Here is a 25,637-nt window from a genome sequence, read left to right as displayed (position 1 = left end):
CCTCCATGAAGAAGAAGCTGATGTCCCTCGGCCGCGGTGCGCTGGCTGCCGGTGCCCTGGTCGCGGCCGCGGTTGCCGCCCAGGCGGCCGACCTCAAGGTCGGCCTGAGCGTGTCGCTCTCCGGCCCGAACTCCTCGCTGGGCGTGCCCTATGCCAAGGGCATGCAGGCCGCGCTGGCCTACAAGGGCGAGATTGCCGGGCGCAAGGTGCAGCTCATCGTGCTGGACGACGGCTCCGACCCCACCACTGCCGGCCGCAACGCCCGCAAGCTGGTGGAAGAGGACAAGGTAGACGTGCTGATGGGCACCTCGGGCGTGCCCGCCGCCATCGCCATGGCGCAGGTGGGCCGCGATGCCAAGGTGCCGATGATCGGCCTCACGCCCATCCTGCTGAACCCGGCGGACAACGCCTGGGTGATGACGGTGGCCCAGCCCACGCAGCTGATGATCGACGCGGTGGTACAGCGCATGAAGAAGGACGGCGTGCGCAGCGTGGGCTACATCGGCTTCTCGGACGCCTGGGGTGACCTGGTGTTCAGCGCCCTCAACCAGGCGGCCAAGGATGCCGGCATTCAGGTGCTGGGCAACGAGCGCTATGCACGCTCCGACCAGTCGGTCACCGGCCAGGTGCTCAAGCTGCTGGCCATGCGGCCCGACGCGGTGATGACCGGGGGTGCCGGCACGCCGGGTGCCTTGCCCTTCCTGGCCCTGGCCGAGCGCGGCTTCAAGGGCAAGGTCTATGGCCAGCACGGGCTGATCAACCCCGACTTCGTGCGCGTGGTCGGCGCGGCGGGGCAGGGCGCGCTGATGCCCACCGGCCCCGTCATCGTGGCCGAGCAGCTGCCGGCCGACCATCCGACCCGCAAGATGGGCCTGGCCTTCCGAGACATCTACCAGAAGGTCAACAACGCGCCCACCAGCGATGCCTTCTCGGCCTATTCCTTCGACGGCTGGCTGGTGTTCGCCGACGCCGCCCAGCGCGTGCTGGCGGCCGGCAAGGGCGAGCCCGGCACGCCCGAGTTCCGCGCCGCCCTGCGCGATGCCATCTTCAGCACCCGCGAAGTGGTGGGCACGCACGGCGTCTACAACTTCAAGCCCGGCGACCTGTACGGCGTGGACGAGCGCGCCCGCGTGATCGTCACGCTCGACAAGGGCCAGTGGAAGCTGGCGCCCTGAGCGCCCGCGGACGCATCCGACACATGGGAAAGAACGCAATGACGCAAAGGACCGCCCGACCATGACCTGGGACGTCGCCCTCATCCTGGGCATCGACGGTTTGGCCAACGGTGCCATCTATCTGCTGGCCGGCATCGGACTGGTGCTGATCTTCTCGGTCACGCGGGTGGTGTTCGTGCCTTTCGGCGACATCGCGGCTTTTTCCGCGCTGACGCTGGCCGCCTTCGAGACCGGCAAGCTGCCGCCCACCATCGGCATGGTGATCTTCCTGGCCGCGCTGGCGCTGCTCACGGAAGTGGGCAGCCTGCTGCGCAAGGGCGAGTCGCGGCACATCCCCAAGGCGCTGCTGCTGTGGGGTGTGCTGCCGCTGGTGCCCTGCGCCATCGCCTGGGCCGCGGCACGCGCCGGCGTGCCCGTGGCGCTGCAGATCGTGGCCTCGGTGCTGCTGGTGGTGCCGGTGGCGCCGCTGCTGGCGCGGGTGGTGTTCCAGCCCATCGCCGATGCCTCGGGGCTGGTGCTGCTGATCGTGTCGCTGGCGCTGCACTTCCTGCTGTCGGGTCTGGGCCTGCTGTTCTTCGGGCCCGAAGGCTCGCGCACCAGTGCCTTGACCTCGGCCACGCTCACCCTGGGCGATGGCTTCACCGTCAGCGGCCAGGTGGTGCTGATGGTGAGCGCGGCCATCGTGCTCAGTGGCCTGTTCTTCCTGGTGTTCGAGCGCACCGTCACCGGCAAGGCGCTGCGGGCCACCGCGGTCAACCGCACGGGCGCGCGGCTGGTCGGCATCCGGCCGGCACGCACCGCGCTGCTGGCCTATGGCTGCGCCTCGCTGCTGGCGGGACTGATCGGCGTGCTGATCGCGCCGGTGACCACCATGTACTACGACTCGGGCTTCATCATCGGCCTGAAGGCCTTCGTGGCCGCCATCATCGGCGGCCTGGTGAGCTACCCGGTGACGGCCATCGGCGCGCTGGCCGTGGGCATCATCGAAAGCTTTGCCTCCTTCTGGAGCGGGGCGCTCAAGGACGTGATCGTGTTCAGCCTGCTGATCCCGGTGCTGATGGCGCGCTCGTACATGGCGCGCCACCACGAGGAAGAAGCCGAGGAGATCGACCAATGAAGCGCGGCACTTCCGCATTCGTCATCGCGGCGGTGGTCGTCGTGCTGGCCCTGCTGCCGGCGGTGGCCGGCAGCTTCACCGTCTCGTTGCTCAACGACATCGGCATCGGCGCGCTGGTGGCGCTGGGGCTGGTGCTGCTGACCGGCGTGGGCGGTGCCACGTCGTTCGGACAGGCAGCCTTCGTGGGCATTGCGGCCTACTCGACGGCCTGGCTCACCACGGCGCAGGGCCTGTCGCCCTGGCTGGGGCTGCCCTTCGCGCTGCTGCTGACGGGCCTTTCGGCCTTGGCCATCGGCGCGCTCACGCTGCGGCTGGGTGGGCATTTCCTGCCGCTGTCCACCATCGCCTGGGGGCTGTCGATCGCGCTGCTCTTCGGCAACGTGGACGGGCTGGGGCGGCACACGGGCCTGTCCAACATTCCGCCGCTGCGCATCGGCAGCTGGGCGTTGTCGGACCCGCGCTCCATCTACTACCTGATCTGGGCCATCGTGGGCCTGGCCTGCCTGTTCAGCCACAACCTGCTCAATTCGCGGCCGGGCCGCGCCATCCGCGGGCTGCGCGGCGGCGCCACGCTGCTGGCGAGCGTGGGGGCCGATGCCTACCGCGTCAAGCTCACGCTCTTCGTCACGGCCGCGCTGTTCGCGGGGCTGGCGGGCTGGCTGTATGCGCACATGAACCGCTTCGTCAGCCCTTCGCCCTTCGACGTGCGGGCCAGCATCGAATACCTGCTGATGGCCCTGGCCGGCGGCCTGGGCAGCCTGGCCGGCGCGCTGGTGGGCGCAGGCCTGGTGCTGGTGCTCAAGAACGTGCTGCAGGACGTGCTGCCGCTGGTGACCCAATGGGCCGGCCAGCTAGAGGCCGTGACCTTCGCTGCGCTGTTCATCGCGCTGCTTCACTTCGCGCGCGGCGGCGTGATGGGCTATGTGCGCCGCTGGCGCCTTCGCCGCGGTGCGCGCGCGCCCGTCGCCGTGCCCGAACTGGCCGCACCGGTGCCGCCCCTGGCGCAGCGCGCCATGCCGGCACGCGGCACGCCGCTGCTGTCGGTGCAGGGTGCGGTCAAGCGCTTCGGCGGGCTGGTGGCGGTCAACGACGTGAGCTTCGACGTGCAGGCCGGCGAGATCGTGGGCCTGATCGGGCCCAACGGCGCGGGCAAGTCGACCATGTTCAACCTGCTCACGCGCACCGCGCAGATGACCTCGGGCCGGGTGCAGTTCCTGGGACAGGACATCAGCACGATGCAGCAGCGCGACGTGGCCCGGCTGGGCCTGGCGCGCACCTTCCAGCACGTCAAGCTGCGCCCGCACATGAGCCTGCTGGACAACGTGGCCCTGGGTGCCCATGCCCGCGCGGGCGCCGGCGTGCTGCGCGCCGGCCTGCGGCTGGACCGGCAGGAGGAGCGCCAGATCCTGCAGGAGGCCCAGCGCCAGCTGGACCGCATCGGCCTGGGCGACCGCGCCCACGAGATGGCCGGCGCCCTGCCGCTGGGCACCCAGCGCATCCTGGAGATCGCCCGCGCCCTGGCGGCCGACCCGGTGCTGCTGGTGCTGGACGAGCCCGCCGCGGGCCTGCGCCGCAAGGAGAAGATGGCGCTGGGCGACCTGCTGCGCAAGCTGCGTGACGAGGGCGTGACCATCCTGATCGTGGAACATGACATGGACTTCGTGATGAAGCTGGTGGACCGCCTGGTGGTGATGAACTTCGGCGCCAAGCTGGTCGAGGGTGTGCCAGCCGCGGTGCGCGCGGACGAGCGCGTGCAGGCGGCCTACCTGGGGAGCAGGGTATGAGCGCCCGCACAGCCGTTCCGAAGGGCGTTCGCACCGCAGGCGAAACCGGAGGTGTCGCAGCGATGAGCGCCACCCCCATGCTGGAGATCGCCGACCTGCACGTGGGCTACGGCCAGGTCGAGGCGGTGCGCGGTGTTTCGCTGGCCTTGCAGCCAGGGCAGATCATCTCGGTCATCGGGCCCAACGGCGCGGGCAAGACCACGTTGCTGGCGGCGGCCATGGGCCTGCTGCCCTCGCGCGGCACGATCCGCTTCGAGGGCGAGGACCTGGCCGGGCTGGACGTCGAATCGCGCGTGGAGCGCGGCCTGTGCCTGGTGCCGGAGAAGCGCGAGCTCTTCGGCGAACTCACCGTGCTGGACAACCTGCGCCTGGGCGCCTATTCGCGCCGCCTGCGGTCGGACGCGTTGCGCCAGCGCCTCGACGGCGTGTACGCGCGCTTTCCGCGCCTGGCCGAGCGCCGCGGGCAGCGGGCCGACACACTGTCGGGCGGCGAGCGGCAGATGCTGGCCGTGGGCCGTGCGCTCATGTCCGCGCCGCGCCTGCTGATGCTCGACGAGCCCAGCCTGGGGCTGGCGCCGCTCATCGTGCAGGAGATCCTGTCCATCGTGCGGCAGCTGCGCGAGGACGGCGTGTCCATCCTGCTGGTCGAGCAGAACGCCCGGGCGGCGCTGGAGAGCTCGGATTTCGGCTACGTGCTGGAGACGGGCGAAGTGGCGCTGTCGGGCGATTCGGCGGCCCTGGCCGACGACGAGCGTGTGCGTGCGACCTACCTGGGCGGCGGCACCCATGACGACGACTGAGGCCGACGCCCTGCTGCCGGTCGCGCAGCGCACGCTGCCGCAGATGCTGCGGCGACAGGCCACGCGCTTCGGCGATGCGCCGGCGGTGCGCATCGGCGGCCAGCGCTGGCGGCACGACGACGTGCCGCGCCGTGCCGCGGCCCGTGCGGGCGCGCTGCAGGCCGCCGGCATCGAACGTGGCGACCGGGTGGCCATCCTCGCGGGCAACCGAGCGGAGTTCCTGGAAGCCTTTCTCGGCTGTGGCTGGGCCGGCGCGGTGGCGGTGCCCATCAACAGCGCATCGATGGGGCCGCAGATCGAGTACTTCCTGGCCAACAGCCAGGCGAAGCTGCTGGTCATCGAGGCGCAGTACCTGCCGCGTCTGGCCACGGCCGACCTGGCGCGCACGTCGCTGCAGCGCATCTGGGTGCTGGAAGGCGAGGGCGGCACGCCTGGCGTCGATCTGCCGGGCGTCGTCGTTGAAGCCTGGCCAGCGGCCGGCGAGGCGGTCGCGGCGGCCGAGGTCGGCCCCGCCGACACGCTGGCCATCCTCTACACCTCCGGCACCACCGGTCCATCGAAAGGCGTGCTCTGCCCGCATGCGCAGTACTACTGGTGGGGCGTCAACAGCCTGCGCGTGCTGGGCGTGCGCGGCGACGACGTGCTGTGCACCACGCTGCCGCTGTTCCACATCAATGCGCTCAACACCTTCGCCCAGGCCTGCCTGTCGGGCGCCGAGGTGGCGTTCGAGGGCCGCTTCTCCGCCTCGGGCTTCTGGCCGGCCATGCAGGCCTGCGGCGCCACCGTGGTCTACCTGCTGGGTGCCATGGTGCCGATCCTGCTGGCGCAGCCGGAAGGCGCCGCCGAACGTGAGCACCGCGTGCGCGTCGGCCTGGGGCCGGGTGTGCCGGGCGCCGCGGGAGAAGCGTTCGCGGCCCGCACCGGCGTGCGCCTGCTCGAAGGCTATGGCTCCACCGAGACCAACTTCGTCATCGCCACCGCGCCCGATTCGCCGCGCGGTGGCGTGATGGGCTGGGTGCTGCCCGGCTTCGAGGCCCGTGTGGCCGACGAGCACGATGCCGAGCTGCCCGACGGCCAGGCCGGCGAGCTGCTGCTGCGCGCCCACGAGCCGCATGCTTTCGCCAGCGGCTACTTCAACATGCCCGACAAGACCATCGAGGCCTGGCGCAACCTGTGGTTCCACACCGGCGACCGCGTGGTGCGCGAGGCCGACGGCGCCCTGCGCTTCGTGGACCGCATCAAGGACGCGATCCGCCGCCGCGGCGAGAACATCTCCTCCTTCGAGGTGGAGCAGGTGCTGCAGAGCCATCCGGCCGTGGCCACCGTGGCGGTGTATCCCGTGCGCTCCGAGCTGGCCGAAGACGAGGTGATGGCCGCGCTGATCCTACGCGAGGGCCACGCCCCAGCGCCGCAGGAGCTGGCCGAATGGTGCGAGGCGCGGCTGCCGTACTTCGCGGTGCCGCGCTGGTTCGACATCGTCGACGACCTGCCGCGCACCGAGAACGGCAAGGTGCAGAAATACAAGCTGCGTGAGCGCGGCGTCACGCCCACTGCCTGGGAGCGGCCGGCGCAGGCCCGCGCCCGTCGGGCCTGAGCATGGCTGAGGTTCCTGACACCGTTGCCGTCACAGCCGGTCCCGTGCTTGCCGGCCGCGTGGCCCTGGTCACCGGTGCGGCCCAGGGCCTGGGCCTGGCCATCGCGCGGGCGCTTGGCGAGGCCGGCGCGCGGCTGGTGCTGGCCGATGCGCAGCCTGCCGTGCACGAGGTGGCCGAGCGCTTCGCCGCCGGCGGCCTGGCGGCCTGCGCGGTGGCCGCCGACGTCGCCACCGAGGCCGGCTGGCAGCAGATGCTGCAGGCCGGCTGCGACGCTTGGGGCTTCGTCGACGTGCTCGTCAACAACGCGGCCCGCACGGCGTCCACCCCGCTGTGGGACATCGGCATCGAAGAATGGGATGCCCTCATGGCCGTCAATCTGCGCGGCTGCTTCCTGGGCTGCCGTGCCCTGGGTGCGCACATGCGTTCGCGGGGACAGGGCGGGCGGATCATCAACCTGGCCTCGCTCGCCGGACAGCAGGCGAGCGCCGCCACGGGGCTTCATTACGCCGCCTCCAAGGCCGGCATCCTGGCGCTCACGCGCGGCTTCGCCACGGAACTGGCGGCCGACGGGATCACGGTCAACGCCATCGCCCCGGCCGCCATCCGCAGTCCGGCGCTGGAGGCCTTGGCGCCTGCCCGGCAGGAAGGACTGTTGAGCGCCATTCCCCTGGGCCGTTTCGGCGAGCCCGAGGAGGTCGCCGCGGCGGCGGTCTTTCTCGTATCGGACGCGGGGGCGTTCATCACGGGCGCCACGCTGGACATCAATGGCGGGCGGCTGATGCGCTGATGCCCACCGCGCCACACACGTTCTTCATTCACTGGCCCGGGCCGGTGCGAAGCCGGCGCACGTGGCGAGGTGATGGGCACGCCCTGCGCCGACAGCCGAGGCAGGCCTGCCGGCTATGCTCGGCGCCAGGGATCCGGCATGCGCTGGCCGGCGGGTGGGGGCGTGTTGGGGCGTCTCGGCCCCACGAGCGTGACTGAAGACACAACAACAGGACAACCCGAATGGCCACCCATTCCAAGCATTTCCGCCTCGTCGAGTCGCTGGGCGACGAACACATCGGCCTGGAGGCCCGTGCCCAGGTCGACGACCACCTGGACACCAAGATCTGGCTGCGTCTGCTGGCCTGCAGCACGCAGATCGAGCAGCAAATCCGCCAGCAGTTGCGTACCCGCTTCGGCACCACGCTGCCGCGCTTCGACTACCTGGCCCAGCTCGACCGCTATCCGGAGGGGCTGCGCATGAACGTGCTGTCGCGCTACCTCATGGTGACGGGCGGCAATGTGACGGGCCTGACCGACCAGCTGGTGAAGGAAGGCCTGGTGGAGCGCATCGACGATCCGGAGGACCGCCGGTCCTGGCGCGTGTGCCTCACCGACAAGGGCCGCACCGAATTCGCCGCCATGGCGGCCGAGCACGAGAAATGGCTGATCGCCATGTTCCAGGGGCTGCCCGCGGGCAGCAAGGAAGCCCTGTACGAGCACCTGGGCCGCCTGCGGGTGCATCTGGTGCAGAAGCCGGCCGAGCCGGAAGCCGGCGCGGCGGGGGGCGAGAAGCGCGCGGCGCGCAAGCCCCGCAAATGAAAACGCCCGCAGTGGCCGAAGTCACTGCGGGCATTCGCATGGATTGGTCGGAACGGCGGGATTCGAACTCGCGACCCTCTGCTCCCAAAGCAGATGCGCTACCAGGCTGCGCTACGTTCCGACAAGCCCGCCATTCTAGCGCTTCTGATATTGGGTCTTGCCGAACAGGATCTCGCGCGACTTGTCGTCGGTGATCGGCTTGCGCCGATCGGCCAGCACCTGCACGCCCCGCTGCACCGCCGGACGCGCCGCGATGCCGTCGAACCAGGCCTTGAGCGCCGGGTAATCGGCCATCTCCACGCCCTGGTTCTGCCAGCTGCGCAGCCACGGGAAGATGGCGATGTCGGCAATCGAGTAGTCGGCACCGCCGACGAAGGCGCTCTTCTCCAGGCGGCGGTCGATGACGCCGTACAGCCGCTTCGCCTCGTTGGTGTAGCGCTCGATGGCATAGGGCAGTTTCTCGGGCGCGTACATGCGGAAGTGGTGGGCCTGGCCCAGCATGGGGCCGACGCCACCCATCTGGAACATCAGCCACTGCAGCACCTCGAAGCGCGCACGGTCGCCCTGGGGCAGCAGCTGGCCGGTCTTGGCCGCCAGGTAGACCAGGATGGCGCCCGATTCGAAGAGCGAGATCGGCTGCCCGTCCGGCCCCACGGGGTCGGTGATCGCCGGGATCTTGTTGTTGGGGCTGATGGCCAGGAAGTCGGGCGCGAACTGGTCGCCCTGGCCGATGTCGACGGCATGCGCCCGGTAGGGCAGGCCGGTCTCCTCCAGCATGATGTGGACCTTGTGGCCGTTGGGCGTGGGCCAGGAATAGACGTCGATGACAGGTTGTTCGGACATGGTCGGATGGCTCCTAGGGATGCGCTTCACGAATCGAGCGGCAAGTGGGCGCTGCGGATCGGGATGAGATGCTAGGCGCAAAGCGCAGCAATAGCCCAGCTATTGCGAGCATTTGCAACGACGCAGATCGCCCGATTCCGCAGATGCCCACGGCGCGCGCATTCGTGAAGCGCATCCCTGCGCAGGCGGGCCGCAGGATAGCGCCGCTCGGCCGTCCGTGCTGGGCCGTCATGCAATTGCCACGGCTTCGACATGCGAGCTTCATCGGCGCGGCACAGACTGCGCGGCAATCCGAAAAGACCAAAGCCGCTCATGAAAGAACTGCCGACGCCCACCCTCGCACTGTCCCGCCTCGGCCTGCGCGAGACCCTGTGGCCGCAGCCTGCCCAACTGCCCCAGCCAACGGTGGCCGGCGGCGTGACGGCCGCCTGGGCCCGCCACCAGGACGAGGTGCGCGAGGCCCAGCGCCTGCGCTACCGTGTCTTCGTGGAAGAGATGGGCGCGCGCCTGCCCACGCCGCTGCCGGGCCATGACGTGGACCTGTTCGACGACTTCTGCGAACACCTGCTGGTGCGCGCGGAGCCTGGCGGCGAGGTGGTGGGCACCTACCGCGTGCTCACGCCGGCCCAGGCGCGCCGGGTGGGCGGCACCTACAGCGACACCGAGTTCGACCTGACCCGTCTGCGGGCCTTGCGTGAGCGCATGGTCGAACTGGGCCGCAGCTGCGTGCATCCGGACCATCGCCAGGGCGGCGTGATCCTGGCCCTGTGGGGTGCGCTGGCGGCCTTCATGCACCGCAACCGTCTCGACACCATGATCGGCTGCGCCAGCATTCCGATGCTGCAGAACGGCGTGCATGGGGGCGATGCCGCGGCCAGCATCTGGCGTCAGCTGTCGGCCACGCACATGGCGCCCATCCAGTACCACGTGCAGCCGCGCCTGCCGCTGCCGGTCGACCAGCTCGACGGCTCGCTCGATGTGGAGCCGCCCGCGCTCATCAAGGGCTATCTGCGCCTGGGCGCCAAGGTGCTGGGCGCGCCGGCCTGGGACCCGGACTTCAACACCGCCGACCTGCCGATGATGACGCGCCTGGCCGACCTGCCACCGCGCTATCGCCGCCACTTCCTCGGCGCCTGAGCGGGGGCGGCGCGGCACATGACAGTGTCATGACGGCGTCACATTCAAACATGACAATGGGATGACAGTCTTGCCTCTGTCCCTCGACCCCGACGTCATGCCCTTTTCCGAAGAGTCCCTGCCGACGCCGAATGTGCCGGCAGCCACCCCGTTGCTGGACCGGGACCACAGCATCCTGGCCTTCAACCGGCGCGTCCTGAACTGGTCGGAGCGGCCCGAAGTGCCGCTGCTGGAGCGGCTGCGCTACCTGTGCATCGTCTCGTCCAACCTCGACGAGTTCTTCGAGGTGCGGGCCGAGCCGCACGTGCGGGCGTGCCTCGAAGCGCAGGGTACCGGGCCCTACACGGCCGAATCCTTCGATGCCCTGTCCGCGGCCGCGCATGCGCTGGTGGCACGCCAGTACCAGCTCTACAACGACGAACTGCTGCCGGCCTTTGCCGAGCATGGCATTCATGTCATCTCGCACGGCAAGCGCAATGCGGCGCAGCGCAAGTGGGTGCAGGAATACTTCGAGCGCGAGGTGCGGCCGCTGCTGATCCCCGTCGCGCTGGACCCGGCCCATCCCTTTCCGCAGGTGGCCAACAAGTCGCTGAACTTCATCGTCAAGCTCTCGGGCAAGGACGCCTTCGGCCGCGAGAACCCCATCGCCATCCTCAAGGTGCCGCGCGTGCTGCCGCGGCTGATCCGCATGCCGGCCAAGGTGTCGGAGGGCAAGACGCTCGTGGTGGCGCTGTCGAGCATCGTGCGGGCGCACCTGCATGCGATGTTCCCGGGGCGCGAGGTGGGGCAGTTCTCGCAGTTCCGCGTCACGCGCCATTCCGACCTCGCCGTGGACGAGGAGGACGTCAAGAACCTGCGCACCGCCCTGCGCCAGGGCCTGCAACACCGCAACTTCGGCCAGGCCGTGCGGCTGGAGGTGTCGGCCGACTGCGACGAGTCGCTGTGGAGCTTCCTGCTCGCGCAGTTCAACCTGCCGCAGGGCGCGCTCTACCGCGTGCCGGGTCCGGTGAACCTGGCGCGCTTCTCGCAGATGGTCGACCTGATCGACGAGCCGCGCTTCAAGGACCTGCGCTTCACGCCCTACCAGGCCTCCTACCCGATCAACCTGTCGACCGGCCAGTCCTTCTTCGACCGGCTGCAGCGCAGCGATGTGCTGATCCATCAGCCCTTCGAGAGCTTCGACGGCGTCATCGAATTCCTGCGCGAGGCGGTGGCCGATCCGCAGGTGCTGGCCATCAAGCAGACCATCTACCGCACCGGCTCCGACTCGGTGCTGATGGACCTGCTGCGCGAGGCCGTGCGCCGCGGCAAGGAGGTGATGGCGGTGGTGGAGCTCAAGGCCCGCTTCGACGAAGAGGCCAACATCAACTGGGCCGAGGTGCTCGAATCCATCGGCGCGCAGGTGGTGTATGGCGTGGTGGGTCTCAAGACGCACGCCAAGATGCTGCTGGTCACCCGCCGCGAAGGCCGCCACATCCGCCGCTACGGCCATCTCTCGACCGGCAACTACAACCCACGCACCGCGCGGCTGTACACCGACATCAGCCACCTGACGGCCGACCCGCAACTCACGGCGGACATGGATGCGCTCTTCGTGCACCTGGCTGGCCAGAGCCGGCTGCCCAAGCTGCAGCGGCTGTGGGTGGCGCCCTTCGACCTGCACAGGAACCTGGTGGCCCGCATCGACGCGCTGGCCGAGGCTGCGGGCGAGGGCAAGACCACGCGCATCGTCGCCAAGATGAATGCGCTCACGGACGAGGCGCTGATCGCCGCGCTGCTGCGCGCCGGCAGCCGCGGCGTGAAGATCGACCTCATCGTCCGTGGCGCCTGCATGTTGCCGGCGCAGGTGCCGGGCGTGAGCGAGAACATCCGCGTGCGCTCGATCATCGGGCGCTTCCTGGAGCATTCGCGGGTCTTCTACTTCCGCGTGGACGAGGACGAGAGCCTGTACCTTTCCAGCGCCGACTGGATGAACCGCAACATGATGCGGCGCGTCGAGGTGGCCTGGCCGGTGACGCACCCGGTGCTGCGCCAGCGGCTGATCGACGAATGCCTGGTGGCCTACCTGCACGATGGCCGCGATGCCTGGGAGCTGGAAGCCGACGGCCGCTATGAGCGGGTGGACCGCAACCTGCATGCGGGCGAGCCCGGCGCCTCGCGCGCCATCGAGGCGCACGGCGCGCAGGCGGCCCTCATGGGGCGCTATGCCTTTCGCGGCCGCGGCCCGGGTGTCTGAGACGCGCACTGTTCGCAAGGGAAGGAAGAGACCATGGACCTGATCCTCTGGCGCCATGCCGAAGCCGAAGACTGGCACGAGGGCTGCGACGACCTGGCCCGCTCGCTCACGCCGCGGGGCGAGAAGCAGGCCAAGCGCATGGCGGCGTGGCTGGATCGGCAACTGCCCGAGGGCACGCGCATCCTGTGCAGCCCGGCGCGCCGCTGCGAGCAGACGGTGCTGGCGTTGGGCCGCAAGTACAAGCTGCGCGAGGAAATCGCGCCGCACGCGACCGGTGATGAACTGCTGGCCGCGGCCGGCTGGCCGCATGGCAAGTCGGTGATCGTGCTGGTGGGCCACCAGCCGGCCCTGGGACAGGCCGTCGCGCGCCTGCTGGGGCTTCAGCAGGACAGTTGCGCCGTGCGCAAGGGCTCGGTGTGGTGGCTGCGCACGCGCGAGCGCGACGGCGAGGAGCAGACCGTGATGGTCACGGTGCAGGCGCCCGAGCTGCTCTGAACGTCGTCCTGCGCCCTGGCTTCGACAGGCTCAGCCCGAACGGTTGCCGGTGAGCCGAGCGGCGCTCGAGGCGCAGCGGCGCGGCTTCGGGCCAGATGCATTCCTCCGTCCAGGTGCAGCCTACAGTCCAGGGACAGCCTTCAGTCCAGGGACAGCCTTCAGTCCAGATGCAGTGCGAGCATCCAGCTCGTCTTCTGCCAGGCCAGCACCTCTTCGCGCAGCAGGTGCGCCGACTGGGGATAGCGCTCCGCCCAGTCCTGGCGCGCCCGCACCGCAAAGCCGCGTGCGCCCGACAGTTCCACGGCCAGCGCATCGGCCTCCGGATCGCGCCGCGCGTGGCAGAGGATCACCGCCAGCCGCAGGGCCAGCAGCTGGGCAGCGAAGGTTTCGTCGGCCATCGAGGCTTCGACCTTGCGCAGCTTGCCCCGGTGGCCGAGCACCAGCTGGCTCAGGGCATGGGTCTCGTTGACCGCGAAGCCGGGCACGTCCACGTTGTCGAGGATGTAGGCGCCGTGCTTGTGGTAGTCGCTGTGCGAGATGTGCATGCCGATCTCGTGCAGCTGGGCCGCCCAGCGCAGCTTGCGCAGCGCCCGGCCGGCCCGGCTGGCGCTGGCGCCGCCACTGGCCTCGGGCACCAGCTGCACGAAGAGCGCCGCGGCCGCGTCGCCCACCCGCCGTGCCTGGGCCTCGTCGGCGTCGAAGCGGTGCGCCAGCCGGGCCACCGTGCTGTCGCGCAGGTCGGCCACGCCGTCGTCGCGCTCGAGCAATTCGTACAGCACACCGTGGCGCAGAGCGCCCTGGGCCACGCGCATCTCGTCGATGGAAAGCAGGTCGAACAACGCCCGCAGTACGGCGAGGCCGCCGCCGATGACGGGCTTGCGGTCTTCGCGCAGGCCGTCCAGCCGCAGGCGTTCGGCACTGCCGGCCTTGAGCAGGCGGTCCAGCAGCCAGTCCAGGTCGGCGCGCGTGATCACGCCAGCGCGGCCGCCAGCCGCCGCCACCAGGTCGCCCACCGCACCGATGGTGCCCGAGGCGCCATAGGCCGTGTCCCACTGGTCGCGGGTGTAGTTGTTGAGGGCGTCGTCCATGACGGCCTTGGCCGCGATCTCGGCGACGCGGAAGGCACTGGCCGAGAACTGGCCATCCGGAAAGTGCTTCATCGACCACGCGACGCTGCCAACCCGGTAAGACTCGGTGGTCTGCGCCTGCAGGCCCGAGCCGATGATCATCTCGGTGGAGCGTCCGCCGATGTCGACCACCAGCCGGCGCTCGCTGTCGGCCACCTCGTTGCGCGGCAGCAGGTGGGCCACGCCCTGGTAGATCAGGCGTGCTTCCTCGCGCCCGGGGATGACGTCGATGCCGAAGCCTAGCACGGTGCGGGCCCGCAGCAGGAATTCCTCGCGGTTGCGCGCCTCGCGCAGCGTCTGTGTGGCCACCGCACGCACCTGGGCGCGCTCGAAGCCGGCCAGCCGCTCGCCGAAGCGGGCCAGGGCGTCCCAGCCGCGCTGCATGGCCTCGTGGGTCAGGTTGCGTGCGCTGTCCAGGCCGTTGCCCAGGCGCACCGTCTCCTTGAAGTATTCGGCGCGCTGGATCTGCCCGTGGTCCACGCGGCCGATCTCCAGGCGAAAACTGTTGGAGCCGAGATCAATGGCGGCCAGGCGCGTTCCGTTCTGCATACATCAAGGAGGGAAAAGTCGGCCCCGATGGTAGCGGCGGCAGGCTGGCGATCCTCCGTCCGAGACATGACGAATTGATGACAGTGTCATGGTGGGCGAGCGCGCCCCGGGGCGGTTTTCCCTCGGAGATGGGGTGTCACATGGCTGTCACATGGCCTTTCTACAGTCCGCCGCAGACCCCCGGACCCGGGGGTGGTGACCCTTCGGAAAGGAAGACCATGAAGTCCGTATTTCAAATTGCCGCCGCCGGCCTGACCCTCGCCGCTTTCGCGCATGTGCCCGCCTTCGCCCAGGAAGCCACCGGCGCCGGCGCCAGCTTCCCCGCCCCGCTGTACGCCAAGTGGGCCTCCGATTTCAACAAGGCCACCGGCGTCAAGATCAACTACCAGTCGGTCGGCTCCGGTGCCGGCATCAAGCAGATCGAGGCCAAGACCGTCGACTTCGGTGCCTCCGATGCCCCGCTGAAGGACGCCGAGCTGGAGTCCAAGGGCCTGCTGCAGTTCCCCACCGTCATCGGCGGCGTGATCCCCGTCGTGAACATCCAGGGCATCAAGGCTGGCGAACTCAAGCTGAGCGGCCAGGTGCTGGGCGACATCTACCTGGGCAAGATCGCCAAGTGGAACGACCCCGCCATCAAGGCCCTGAACCCCTCGCTGAACCTGCCCGACGCCGCCATCGCCCCGGTGCGCCGCGCCGATGGTTCCGGCACCAGCTTCCTGTTCACCAACTACCTGTCGAAGGTGAACACCGAGTGGAAGGACAAGGTCGGTGAAGGCACCGCCGTGAACTGGCCCACCGGCGCCGGCGGCAAGGGCAACGAAGGCGTCGCCGCGTTCGTGGGCCGCCTGCCCAACTCGATCGGCTATGTCGAGTACGCCTACGTCAAGCAGAACAAGATGACCTACGCCCTGCTGCAGAACTCGGCCGGCAAGTTCGTCTCGCCCGAGGACACCGCCTTCAAGGCCGCCGCCGCCGGCGCCGACTGGAACAAGAGCTTCTACCAGGTGCTGACCAACCAGCCTGGCGACGGCGCCTGGCCCATCACCGGTGCCACCTTCATCCTGATGCACAAGGTGCAGGACAAGCCGGCCCAGGGCACCACCGTGCTCAAGTTCTTCGACTGGGCCTACAAGAACGGCGACAAGACCGCCGACGACCTGGACTACGTGCCGATGCCCGACGCCGTGAAGGCCACGATCCGCAAGTCGTGGGATGGCATCAAGGACGGCTCGGGCAAGGTCGTCGCCTCGCACTGACCCCGGCCCCCTCGGGATTCCATAACTAAGACAAACCAGGAACAGGGAGCCGCATGACCCGCATCGCTGCCGAGTCGACGGTGCGGGTCGATGCGCGCCCGCAGGAGGTTCATACCGTGTCATCCACTCTCACCGCCGACGGCCAGGGGCTCGAGCGGCCCGCCGAGCGGGTCCGCCCCGCGGTGCCTCCGCCGGTCAAGCGTCCCCGCTCCGGCCCCATGGCCGACCTGCTGTTCGGCTGGGCCGCCAAGGGCGCTGCGCTGCTGACGCTGGCCCTGCTGATCGGCATCCTCGTCTCGCTCGTCATCGGCGCCTGGCCCGCCATCGCCAAGTACGGCTTGGGTTTCCTGACCAGCAGCGTCTGGGACCCGGTGCAGGAAGAGTTCGGCGGCCTGGTGATGATCTACGGCACGCTGGCGACCTCCATCATTGCCCTGTTGATCGCGGTGCCGGTGAGCTTCGGCATCGCGCTCTTCCTCACCGAACTCTCGCCCAGCTGGCTCAAGCGCCCGCTGGGCACCGCCATCGAACTGCTGGCCGCCGTGCCCTCCATCGTGTACGGCATGTGGGGCCTGCTGGTCTTCGGCCCTATCCTCGCCACCTATGTGCAGCAGCCCCTGCAGAAGCTGCTGACCGGCGTGCCCGTGCTGGGCGCGCTGGTGGCCGGCCCACCCGTGGGCATCGGCATCCTGTCGGCCGGCATCATCCTGGCCATCATGATCATCCCCTTCATCGCCTCGGTGATGCGCGACGTCTTCGAGGTCACGCCACCGATGCTGAAGGAGTCGGCCTACGGCCTGGGCGCCACCACCTGGGAGGTGGTGAGCAAGGTCGTGCTGCCCTACACCAAGGCCGGCGTGGTCGGCGGCATCATGCTCGGTCTGGGCCGCGCCCTGGGCGAGACCATGGCCGTGACCTTCGTCATCGGCAACATGAACCAGCTCGATTCGCTGTCGCTCTTCCAGGCGGCCAACAGCATCACCTCGGCGCTGGCCAACGAATTCGCCGAGGCCGGCGCCGGTCTGCACCAGGCCGCGCTGATGTACCTCGGCCTGGTCCTGTTCTTCATCACCTTCGTCGTGCTGGCGCTGTCCAAGCTGCTGCTGGCCCGCATGAAGAAGAGCGAAGGAGCCCGTTCGTGAGCACCTCCAGCCCCACAAGCACTTCCCAGCAGCTGCTGGCCGCCCAGGCCCTGGCCCGCACCCGCGAGGCCAAGTACGCCCGCCGGGCGCGCGTCAACCAGATGGCCCTGGCCCTGTCGCTGGCCGCGATGGCCTTCGGCGTGTTCTGGCTGATCTGGATCCTCTGGCAGACGCTGTACCTCGGCATCGGCGGCCTGTCGGTGGCCACCTTCACCGAGATGACGCCCCCGCCCAACGAGGCCGGCGGCATCCTGAATGCCATCTTCGGCTCGCTGGTGATGGTCGGCGTGGCCACCTTCGTCGGCACGCCCATCGGCATCATGGCCGGCATCTACCTTGCGGAATACAACCCGCACGGCTGGCTGTCGTCGGTGATCCGCTTCGTCAACGACATCTTGCTGTCGGCGCCGTCGATCGTCATCGGCCTGTTCGTCTACTCGCTGGTGGTGGCGCAGTTCAAGTCCTTCTCGGGCCTGGCCGGTTCCATTGCGCTGGCGCTGATCACCATCCCGGTGGTGATCCGCACCACCGAGAACATGCTGCAGCTGGTGCCCCCGGGCCTGCGCGAGGCCGCCTACGCCCTGGGCACGCCCAAGTGGAAGGTGATCCTGTCGATCACGCTGCGTGCGGCCCGTGCCGGCGTCGTGACCGGCATCCTGCTGGCCGTGGCCCGCATTGCGGGCGAGACCGCGCCGCTGCTCTTCACCGCCCTGAACAACCAGTTCTGGACGGCCGACGTCACGCAGCCGATGGCCAGCCTGCCCGTCACCATCTTCAAGTTCGCGATGAGCCCGTACGAGAACTGGCAACAGCTGGCCTGGGCCGGCGTGTTCCTGATCACCGTCGCCGTCCTCGCCCTCAACATCCTGGCCCGCGTGCTCACACGCGGCAAAAACTGATACCGAGAAGAGCCAAGCCATGGTTGCCACCGTCTCCACCCCCCCGCGTTCCAAGATCGCCGTCAAGGACCTGAATTTCTACTACGGCAAATTCCACGCGCTCAAGGGCATCAACCTCGACATCCCCGAGAACAAGGTCACGGCCTTCATCGGTCCCTCGGGCTGCGGCAAGTCCACGCTGCTGCGCACCTTCAACCGCATGTTCGAGCTCTATCCCGAGCAGCGCGCCGAAGGCGCCATCGAGCTGGACGGCGAGAACCTGCTGACCTCCAAGCAGGACGTCGCCCTGGTGCGCGCCAAGGTCGGCATGGTGTTCCAGAAGCCCACGCCCTTCCCGATGTCGATCTACGACAACATCGCCTTCGGCGTGAAGCTGTTCGAGAACCTGTCGGCCTCCGACATGGACGACCGCGTCGAATGGGCGCTCAAGAAGGCCGCCCTGTGGACCGAGGTGCGCGACAAGCTGCACCAGAGCGGCTCTGGCCTCTCCGGCGGCCAGCAGCAGCGCCTGTGCATCGCCCGCGGCATCGCCATCAAGCCCGAAGTGCTGCTGCTGGACGAGCCCTGCTCGGCGCTGGACCCGATCTCCACCGCCAAGATCGAAGAGCTGATCGCCGAGCTCAAGGACGAATACACCGTGGTCATCGTGACCCACAACATGCAGCAGGCAGCCCGCTGCAGCGACTACACGGCCTACATGTACCTGGGGGATCTCATCGAGTTCGGCGCCACCGAGCAGATGTTCTTCAAGCCCAAGCGCAAGGAGACCGAGGACTACATCACGGGCCGTTTCGGCTGATGCCGCAGGGAGACACAGCGATGGCTGACAAACATCTTTCCACCCAGTTCGACAGCGAACTCAACGGCGTGTCCTCACGCGTCATGGAACTCGGCGGCATGGTCGAGTCCCAGATCCGCCAGGCCGTCTATGCGCTGCTGCAGTTCGACACGGACGCCGCCGAGCGCGTGATCGAGACCGAGCCGCGCGTCAACGCGATGGAGATCGAGATCGACCGCGAGCTCTCGTCCATCATCGCCCGACGCCAGCCGACGGCGCGCGACCTGCGCCTCCTGATCGCCATCTCCAAGACCACCGCCAATCTGGAGCGCGTGGGCGACGAGTCGACCAAGATCGCCCGCATGGTCAAGTCGATCATCGAGAGCGGCTCGGCCCGGGCGCTGCCGTGCTCCGAGCTGCGCATCGCGGCCGATCTGGCGTCGGGCCTGCTGCGCAAGGCGCTGGATGCCTTTGCCCGCCTCGACACCGCCGGCGCGCTGTCGATCCTCAAGGAGGACGACCTGATCGACCAGGAGTTCGACGGCTTCGTGCGCAAGCTGGTCACCTACATGATGGAGGACCCGCGCACCATCTCGCCCAGCCTGGACCTGCTGTTCCTGGCCAAGGCCATCGAGCGCATCGGCGACCATGCGAAGAACATCGCCGAGTTCATCATCTACATCGTCAAGGGTGAGGACGTGCGGCACACTTCGATGCAAGAGATCGAGAGCGCGTTGAAGTGAAGCCCCCCAGGCTGCGCGCTTCGCGCTCCGCCCACCCCCCGGAGGGGGGGCACATCCGGCGGCCCGGCAAAGCCGGTTCCGCGGATGTCCGCGCATGGCCTGCTCCGCGGCCTCTCGAGTCGGGGCCGGGCATGACTTGCCGGCGGTAGGTACTCGGCGGCTGACCTGGAAGAACGACATGAAGAAACCTCGTGTACTGATCGTGGAGGACGAGTCCTCCATCGCCGAGCTGCTGGCTGTGAACCTGCGGCACAACGGCTTCGAGCCCATCTGGGCCGAGGACGGCGTGAGCGCACAGCGCGAGATCGATGCGGTGCTGCCGGACATGATCCTGCTGGACTGGATGCTGCCGGGCCAGAGCGGCCTGCAGCTGGCGCGCCAGTGGCGCCGCGACGTCCGCACGAAGCAGGTGCCGATCCTGATGCTCACCGCCCGCGGCGACGAGCCGGACAAGGTGGCCGGCCTCGACGCCGGCGCCGACGACTACATCACCAAACCCTTCTCCACGCAGGAGATGCTGGCCCGCATCCGCGCCGTGCTGCGCCGCCGCGCGCCCGAGGCTGCGGTCGAACGGCTGGAGGCCGGCGAGCTGGTGCTCGACACCGCGACCCACCGCGTGACCTGGCAGGGCGCCGCCCTCAAGATGGGCCCGACCGAGTTCAAGCTGCTGGCCTACCTGATGCAGAACGCCGAGCGTGTGCACAGCCGCTCACAACTGCTCGACAAGGTGTGGGGCGACCACGTCTTCATCGAGGAGCGCACGGTCGACGTCCACGTCAAGCGCCTGCGCGAGTCGCTGGGCGCCGCCGCCAGCATGGTCGAGACCGTGCGGGGCGCGGGCTACCGCTTCACCGTCCAGGCGACCGTCTGACCTGCCTGGCGCCGGGCCGCCGGATGCGCCGGCCGCTGCCCGTCTTCCTTCCTTCCGTGCGCGACTTTGCCCGCGGGCCCGCCGAGGCGGTGCCTGCCGATAATCCATGGCCATGCCCGGTCGTCTAGCCGCCTTTCTCTGCCTGTCCGCTGCAGGCGCCGCTGCCGCCGGCTTCCTGATGGGATGGCGCCTGGCATGGGCCGGGGCCTGGGCGGGGGCGCTGGGCTGGCTGGTGCTGGACATGCTTCGGGCCCACAGCCTGATCCAGGCGATGCGCAACGACGCCCTGGGACTGCCGCCCGGCCGCTTCGGCCTGTGGGGCGAGCTGTCGGACCGCATCCGCCGCGCCTTGCGCCTGCGCGAGCAGCAGACCCAGCAGGCGGAGCAGCGTCTGCAGGAGTTCCTGGCCGCCATCCAGGCCTCGCCCAACGGCGTGGTGCTGGTGGACGAGGAAGGCCGCATCGAATGGTGCAACCAGACCGCCGGCGTCCACCTGGGGCTGGACGTCGAACGCGACCTGCAGCAGCTCATCGCCAACCTCGTGCGCGATCCTGCCTTCATCGGCTACCTCGCCTCGTGGAACTACAGCCGCGAGGTGGTCATCGATGCGCCGGTGGCCTCGCGCTCCGCGTCCGGACAGCCGATGCGGCTGTCGGTGCAGGCGCATCCCTACGCGGGCAACCGCCGGATGCTGCTCACGCGCGACATCACGGCGCTCGAGAAGGCCGAGGAGATGCGGCGTGACTTCGTCGCCAACGTGTCGCATGAGATCCGCACGCCCCTGACCGTGCTCACCGGCTTCGTCGAAACGCTGCAGACGCTGCCGCTGGACGCCGACGAGCGGGCCCGCTACCTGGCCCTGATGGGCCAGCAGGCGCAGCGCATGGGCACGCTGGTGGCCGACCTGCTGACGCTGTCGCGCCTCGAAGGCAGTGCGGCGCCGCCGGTCAACCAGTGGACGCGCATGAGGGCGCTGATGGCGCACTGCGAGGACGAGGCGCGTGGGCTCTCGGGCCGCATCGCGTCGCAGCCGCACAAGCTTTTCTTTGCCGTCGAGGCCGATTCGGAAGTCTCGGGCGTGCCGACCGAACTGCAGAGCGCCATGTCCAACCTCGTGACCAACGCCGTGCGCTATACGCCCGGTGGCGGCGAGGTGGTCGTTACCTGGCGCCTGCTGTCCGACGGCCGCGGCGAGTTCACGGTGCGCGACACCGGGCCGGGCGTGGCCGCCGAGCACATCCCGCGGCTGACCGAGCGCTTCTACCGCATCGACCGCAGTCGCTCGCGCGAGACAGGTGGGACTGGACTGGGCCTGGCCATCGTCAAGCACATCGTGCAGCGCCACGGCGGGCAACTGCGCATCGAGAGCGAGGTGGGCAAGGGGTCGCGCTTCTCGATCACCTTCCCGGCGACGCGCGTGCGCGAGGTGCGGGCGCGGCTGGCGGCCTCGGCCCCCGCGTCGGCCGCCTGAGGCGCCACGCACCACCGTTTGTGGCCAGGCCGGTGCCCGGCGCGCTCAGTCGATGGGCCAGCGCTGTCGCACTTCGGCCAGGCGCGGCGCAATGGACAGGAAGATCGCGACCAGCGTGGGATCGAAGTGCCGTCCCGATTCGCTGCGGATGTAGTCGAGGGCCCGTTCGGCAGTCCAGGCCTCCTTGTAGGGACGGCGCGAGGTGAGGGCGTCGAACACGTCCGCGATGGCCACGATGCGTGCCTCCAGCGGGATCGCCTCGCCGCGCAGGCCCTGCGGATAGCCGGTGCCGTCCCATTTCTCGTGATGCGACAGGGCGATGGCGCGGGCCATGGTCAGGATCTCCGAGCTGTCGTTGCCGATGATCTCGGCGCCGATCAGCGGATGGCGGCGCATCACGTCCCATTCGTGGCTGTCGAGCGGTCCGGCCTTGCGCAGCAGGGCGTCGGGGATGCCGATCTTGCCCACGTCGTGCATGGGCGCGGCATGCAGCAGGTCGTCGGCCCATTCCTGCGTGCTACCCGCGGCCAGCGCCAGCTCGCGGGCGTAGTGGCTCATGCGGATGACGTGCATGCCCGTCTCGTTGTCCCGGTACTCGGCGGCGCGGCTGAGCCGCTGGACGATCTGCAACTGGGTGCGGCGCAGTTCCTCCGCGCGCACCAGTGACAGGTGGGTGCGCACGCGCGCCCGTACCACCGGCGGGTAGAGCGGCTTGGTGATGTAGTCGACGGCGCCGGCTTCCAGGCCGAGGGCCTCACCCTGGCTGTCGGCGCGCGCGGTGCAGAAGATCACCGGGATGCTCGCCGTGGCCGGGTCCTCCTGCAGCACGCGGCAGACGGCATAGCCATCGAGCTCCGGCATCATGATGTCGAGCAGGATCAGGTCGGGCCGGTGTTCGCGGGCGAGTTGCAGGGCCCGCCGCCCGTCGGTAGCGAACACCAGCCGGTAGTCGGCCTGAAGCGCCAGACGCAGCACCTGGAGGTTGGAGGGTTCGTCGTCCACCAGCAGCAGGCAGGGCCGGCGATGGCGCGGGGCGGGCGCTTCGCCCGCCGTGGCGGGCAGGGCGATGGGCGCAGCCGCGGGGGCGGGGGCCGGCATCTCCGGCGCCTGCGGTGCGACAGCCTCGCCCACCAGCTGTTCGGCGGGCAGCGGGCGCAGGAACTCGTGGCGCTCACGGCCCCTCGCTTCGAGCCAGGCCCGCACCAGCCCCCGCGGCAGTAGCGCCGGCATCCGCCGTTCATGGCCACTCGCGCCGTAGCGGGCCATCAGCGGATGGTCGTCCGCGTTGATGGTGAGCAGGGCGAAGCTCAGTTGCCGAACGCCGTTGTCGTCCAGCCAACTGCTCCACAGGCCGGCGATGCACAGGGCATGGCCGTCGCGCCGACTGATGCGTGCGAGCTGCGGCACACGCGGGTCGACGCGGAAGTCCTGCACATAGATGGCCGCCACCGGCACCACGCAGAGCTGGTCCTTGGTCCAGGCTGTGGCGTAGGGCGACTTGCGCACTTCGTCGTCACGCACGAGGGCGGTGCGCAGTCGCAGTGCCGCCTCCATGCCGCCACGCCGGCTTTCCGCCGTCACCAGTCCCCAGCGCCCCATGCCCACCACAGGCGCGCCGGTCTGCTTGTGGATGAAGGCGCCCTGGCCGCCGGGCAGGACATCGTCCGCATATGCCGCCGGGAGTTCGAGCGGCATGCTCTGTCGAAGATCGCGCGCAAGGACATCCCAGTGGCGATCTTGAGCAGGAGCGTATCGGGAGATCATCGATATCCAGCATAAGCGTTTGCGGGTCAGCGATGCGTCAGCAGAAACGCCTCCAGAGTCAGAAAGCGCAGGGGTCGAGGGAGGCGCGCGCAGACGTGGCGGTTGCTCGGACGGCCTGAGCGGCGGGTTCGCCGTTCGGTCCTATTTCCGACTATTTATGTTGGTTACTCTGTGCGACCCGAAAACCGTCGCTATACTCTAGGGCTTCCTTCCCCGATAGCTCAGTCGGTAGAGCGCCGGACTGTTAATCCGTAGGTCCCTGGTTCGAGCCCAGGTCGGGGAGCCAATCAAGGCCACTGTGAACATCCTTCACCGGACCCGTTTGCAGCAAGGCATCCGCCCGATAAGCGACTTCGACTTCCGAGTTGGAGACCGTGATCTGGTCTAAGAACGCGCCCATAAAGGCGCGTTTTTTTTTGGCATCGGCCGCCATTATCGTTTCGTGCATCACCTCGATGGCCACTTCGGGGTCGATGTGCCGATTGCGCCGCGGCACCTTGGCGCGCTCCAGGCGGTCCAGCTCGGCCTGCAGCTCATCGATCTGGGCACGTGCTTCGTTCAGCTTGCCGATGACATCCGCCGGCGTGGCCCTCCCGTGTTCTGCCACGAAGTCCAGCAGCCCGTCCCGCTTTCCCTCAACGGCGCGCAGGTCGCGCACCAGGCGGCCGCGCGCTGCCTCTCTGTCCCGCAGCCAGGTTTCCGTCATTGCCGCCACGTCGTCGAGGGCCTTGGAGACCACCTCAGGCGTCAGCACGCGCTCAAGGATCGTCTGGGTAAGCCATTCGTCCATGAGGTCGGCGCGGATCGGCCGAAAGAGGCACTGAGGCCGCCCGTGCTTGTGCGCCACGCAGCTGTAGTAGCTGTACAGAGCCCCGCTGCGGGATGTGCCGTTCGTGATCTGCAGCAAGCTGCTGCAGATGCCGCAGGTGAGCTTGCCCGCGAAAACGAACTCGCTGCGCGGCGTGCCACCGCCTTCGTGGGGCGTTCGGTCCTTGATCATGGTCTGAGCCCTTTCGAATGCTTCCTTGCTGATCAGCGGCTCGTGGGCGTCGACGGACACCCATTCGTCCAGCGGCTTCGCACGGCCGGTCCGGCTGTGCTTGCGGTTGTAGGTCTTCACGCCCGTGTAGACCCGGTTGTTGAGCAGGTACTGGACGCTGTTCTTCCCCCACCGGGCGCCGGCGCGGAACAGGCCGGCATCGTTGAGCGCATGGGCGATTGCCTGGGCGCCAAGGCCTTCCTGCAGGCATAGGTCGAAGGCGCGCCGGACGGTAGCAGCGGCGTCCGCATCCGGCACCATGCGGCGCCGCTTTCCCTCGTCCACCACGGTGTAGCCGTAGGGCACGCGCCCGCCGGTAAAGAATCCCTCGGCCGCCACACGCTTTTGGGATCGCAGGGTGTCGCGGCTGATGTTGCGCGAGTGGAGCTCGTCCATCGCCGCCATGAAGGTGCGATTGATGAAGCCGGCATCCGTGTCGTCGTTGACGTCAGCGTTGAGGCACTCCAGCCGCGTGCCACCATCACGCAGAGTCTCCTGCGCCATGATGAGGTCCACGGCGTTCCTGGCCACGCGCGAGGTGGCCCACGTGATGAAGAAGTGGACGCCGGCCTGGCCGCAGAAGTCGACGGCGGCCTGGAAGCCGTGGCGCCCCTTTGTCGATCGGCCGCTTACCCCCTCGTCCCTGAAGACCTTCAGCACCTCGGCGCCGAGCTGCTCGGCGCGGCCCCGGCACTGCTCGACCTGCGCGTCGAGCGACACCCCCTCGTCGGCCTGCCGCTGGGTGCTGACGCGGGCATAGATCACGGCCGTCTTCATCGGGCCATCCTGCCACGCCGGGCCAGGCGCAGGATGTGATTCCGCGTGAGGTTTTCACCCAGCTGGGCCTTGACAGCGGCGTGGATCTCGCTGCCCCCGAGGCCCATCGCGGCCAGGCTCTCGATGAACCGGTTCCGCTGGAAGCGCTGGAAGCTGGCGAAACGGCGCAGGCGGACCTCGATCATGGATTCGTTGTCGGACAGCGGCAGCGAGCCGCCCGCGGCGGCGCCGTCGAGGTGCTTCCACAGGCGCACGAAATTTTCGTAGCCGATCAGCCGGGCTCCCTCCAGCCAAACGGCGGGCAGGCCCATCTCCTCCAGCTCGCGAAATTTCGTGTCCTCGACGGCCCCCTGGGGAAGTTCTACGGGGTTGCATTCATCCAGGTACCCACCCCCCCCTTCGGGGGCGAAGAGGTCGCCTTGCCGACCCCCCACCCCCTGCGCCTGACCACC

22 protein-coding genes, 2 tRNA genes and 1 pseudogene are annotated in these 25,637 nt (G+C 69.1%); 18 read left to right on the top strand and 7 right to left on the bottom strand.

What is annotated here, in order from left to right; genetic code table 11:
- Positions 1-5: 5 nt before the first annotated feature.
- The 7 genes from DFR41_RS13500 to DFR41_RS13470 all read left to right on the top strand — a co-directional run bounded on the left by DFR41_RS13500 (position 6) and on the right by DFR41_RS13470 (position 8,058).
- Positions 6-1,175, top strand: coding sequence for an ABC transporter substrate-binding protein (locus DFR41_RS13500; protein ID WP_114803048.1), 1,170 nt, complete (start codon positions 6-8; stop codon positions 1,173-1,175).
- 61 nt (positions 1,176-1,236) lie between these two features.
- Complete coding sequence (locus DFR41_RS13495) at positions 1,237-2,292, top strand: branched-chain amino acid ABC transporter permease (protein WP_114803047.1); 1,056 nt, start codon at positions 1,237-1,239, stop codon at positions 2,290-2,292.
- Complete coding sequence (locus tag DFR41_RS13490) at positions 2,289-4,076, top strand: branched-chain amino acid ABC transporter ATP-binding protein/permease (RefSeq protein ID WP_114803046.1); 1,788 nt, start codon at positions 2,289-2,291, stop codon at positions 4,074-4,076. The genes DFR41_RS13495 and DFR41_RS13490 overlap by 4 nt, the downstream gene beginning before the upstream one ends.
- A gap of 62 nt (positions 4,077-4,138) precedes the next feature.
- Positions 4,139-4,876: an ABC transporter ATP-binding protein gene (locus DFR41_RS13485; RefSeq protein WP_170159368.1), complete on the top strand. Its 738-nt coding sequence runs from the start codon at positions 4,139-4,141 to the stop codon at positions 4,874-4,876.
- Positions 4,863-6,470 carry an ATP-dependent acyl-CoA ligase gene (locus tag DFR41_RS13480; RefSeq protein ID WP_114803045.1) on the top strand — a complete coding sequence of 536 codons (1,608 nt, stop codon included), beginning with the start codon at positions 4,863-4,865 and terminating at the stop codon, positions 6,468-6,470. The genes DFR41_RS13485 and DFR41_RS13480 overlap by 14 nt, the downstream gene beginning before the upstream one ends.
- 2 nt (positions 6,471-6,472) lie before the next feature.
- Positions 6,473-7,258: an SDR family NAD(P)-dependent oxidoreductase gene (locus tag DFR41_RS13475; protein WP_114803044.1), complete on the top strand. Its 786-nt coding sequence runs from the start codon at positions 6,473-6,475 to the stop codon at positions 7,256-7,258.
- A 221-nt stretch (positions 7,259-7,479) separates the two neighbouring features.
- Positions 7,480-8,058 carry a MarR family winged helix-turn-helix transcriptional regulator gene (locus DFR41_RS13470; RefSeq protein ID WP_114803043.1) on the top strand — a complete coding sequence of 193 codons (579 nt, stop codon included), beginning with the start codon at positions 7,480-7,482 and terminating at the stop codon, positions 8,056-8,058.
- A gap of 44 nt (positions 8,059-8,102) precedes the next feature.
- Here the strand turns inward: DFR41_RS13470 and DFR41_RS13465 are convergent.
- Together DFR41_RS13465 and DFR41_RS13460 are read right to left on the bottom strand one after the other, a co-directional pair.
- Positions 8,103-8,179, bottom strand: a tRNA-Pro gene (locus tag DFR41_RS13465).
- A gap of 14 nt (positions 8,180-8,193) precedes the next feature.
- A complete protein-coding gene (locus tag DFR41_RS13460; RefSeq protein WP_114803042.1) occupies positions 8,194-8,901 on the bottom strand; it encodes a glutathione S-transferase N-terminal domain-containing protein in 708 nt (235 codons plus the stop codon).
- 312 nt (positions 8,902-9,213) lie between these two features.
- Here DFR41_RS13460 and DFR41_RS13455 point away from each other — a divergent pair, with 312 nt between their 5' ends.
- The 3 genes from DFR41_RS13455 (at position 9,214) to DFR41_RS13445 (ending at position 12,769) form a co-directional block, all read left to right on the top strand.
- On the top strand, positions 9,214-10,038 hold the full coding sequence (locus DFR41_RS13455) for a GNAT family N-acetyltransferase (protein WP_114803041.1): 825 nt from the start codon (positions 9,214-9,216) through the stop codon (positions 10,036-10,038).
- Positions 10,039-10,135: 97 nt separating this feature from the next.
- On the top strand, positions 10,136-12,274 hold the full coding sequence (ppk1, locus tag DFR41_RS13450) for a polyphosphate kinase 1 (protein ID WP_052383788.1): 2,139 nt from the start codon (positions 10,136-10,138) through the stop codon (positions 12,272-12,274).
- Positions 12,275-12,307: 33 nt separating this feature from the next.
- Entirely contained in the window at positions 12,308-12,769 is a 462-nt protein-coding gene (locus DFR41_RS13445) for a SixA phosphatase family protein (RefSeq protein WP_017760638.1), read from the top strand.
- Between the two features lie 158 nt (positions 12,770-12,927).
- Here the strand turns inward: DFR41_RS13445 and DFR41_RS13440 are convergent, their stop codons facing one another.
- Complete coding sequence (locus tag DFR41_RS13440; protein WP_114803040.1) at positions 12,928-14,445, bottom strand: Ppx/GppA phosphatase family protein; 1,518 nt, start codon at positions 14,443-14,445, stop codon at positions 12,928-12,930.
- A 218-nt stretch (positions 14,446-14,663) separates the two neighbouring features.
- Here DFR41_RS13440 and pstS point away from each other — a divergent pair, with 218 nt between their 5' ends.
- The 7 genes from pstS (at position 14,664) to phoR (ending at position 21,605) form a co-directional block, all read left to right on the top strand.
- A complete protein-coding gene (gene pstS, locus DFR41_RS13435; protein WP_114803039.1) occupies positions 14,664-15,701 on the top strand; it encodes a phosphate ABC transporter substrate-binding protein PstS in 1,038 nt (345 codons plus the stop codon).
- 218 nt (positions 15,702-15,919) lie between these two features.
- Positions 15,920-16,843: a phosphate ABC transporter permease subunit PstC gene (gene pstC, locus DFR41_RS13430; RefSeq protein ID WP_017762160.1), complete on the top strand. Its 924-nt coding sequence runs from the start codon at positions 15,920-15,922 to the stop codon at positions 16,841-16,843.
- A gap of 32 nt (positions 16,844-16,875) precedes the next feature.
- Positions 16,876-17,742 (top strand): phosphate ABC transporter permease PstA, encoded by an 867-nt coding sequence (pstA, locus tag DFR41_RS13425; protein ID WP_043113807.1) that lies wholly within the window; start codon positions 16,876-16,878, stop codon positions 17,740-17,742.
- Positions 17,743-17,761: 19 nt separating this feature from the next.
- Complete coding sequence (gene pstB, locus DFR41_RS13420) at positions 17,762-18,541, top strand: phosphate ABC transporter ATP-binding protein PstB (protein ID WP_017762158.1); 780 nt, start codon at positions 17,762-17,764, stop codon at positions 18,539-18,541.
- A 20-nt stretch (positions 18,542-18,561) separates the two neighbouring features.
- Complete coding sequence (gene phoU, locus DFR41_RS13415) at positions 18,562-19,263, top strand: phosphate signaling complex protein PhoU (RefSeq protein ID WP_043113809.1); 702 nt, start codon at positions 18,562-18,564, stop codon at positions 19,261-19,263.
- Between the two features lie 178 nt (positions 19,264-19,441).
- Positions 19,442-20,134, top strand: coding sequence for a phosphate regulon transcriptional regulator PhoB (gene phoB / locus DFR41_RS13410; RefSeq protein WP_114803038.1), 693 nt, complete (start codon positions 19,442-19,444; stop codon positions 20,132-20,134).
- 112 nt (positions 20,135-20,246) lie between these two features.
- Positions 20,247-21,605: a phosphate regulon sensor histidine kinase PhoR gene (phoR, locus tag DFR41_RS13405; RefSeq protein ID WP_114803122.1), complete on the top strand. Its 1,359-nt coding sequence runs from the start codon at positions 20,247-20,249 to the stop codon at positions 21,603-21,605.
- A 45-nt stretch (positions 21,606-21,650) separates the two neighbouring features.
- Here the strand turns inward: phoR and DFR41_RS28000 are convergent, their stop codons facing one another.
- Entirely contained in the window at positions 21,651-22,703 is a 1,053-nt protein-coding gene (locus tag DFR41_RS28000) for an HD domain-containing phosphohydrolase (protein WP_425326703.1), read from the bottom strand.
- Between the two features lie 27 nt (positions 22,704-22,730).
- Positions 22,731-23,300 (bottom strand): annotated as a pseudogene (locus DFR41_RS27995) (SOS response-associated peptidase family protein); the annotation flags it as partial.
- Between the two features lie 279 nt (positions 23,301-23,579).
- Between DFR41_RS27995 and DFR41_RS13395 the strand changes: the two are divergent.
- Positions 23,580-23,655 (top strand) — tRNA-Asn (locus DFR41_RS13395).
- Here DFR41_RS13395 and DFR41_RS28265 read toward each other — a convergent pair.
- Positions 23,614-25,185, bottom strand: coding sequence for a recombinase family protein (locus tag DFR41_RS28265; protein ID WP_425326702.1), 1,572 nt, complete (start codon positions 25,183-25,185; stop codon positions 23,614-23,616). The genes DFR41_RS13395 and DFR41_RS28265 overlap by 42 nt on opposite strands.
- On the bottom strand, positions 25,182-25,496 hold the full coding sequence (locus DFR41_RS13380; protein WP_114803036.1) for a hypothetical protein: 315 nt from the start codon (positions 25,494-25,496) through the stop codon (positions 25,182-25,184). The genes DFR41_RS28265 and DFR41_RS13380 overlap by 4 nt, the downstream gene beginning before the upstream one ends.
- Positions 25,497-25,637 lie beyond the last annotated feature (141 nt).

Origin of the sequence: Pseudacidovorax intermedius (genome assembly GCF_003350475.1) — a bacterium.
Taxonomy (GTDB): Bacteria; Pseudomonadota; Gammaproteobacteria; order Burkholderiales; family Burkholderiaceae_C; genus Xenophilus; species Xenophilus intermedius.
This window is presented reverse-complemented; position numbering and strand designations above follow the sequence as displayed.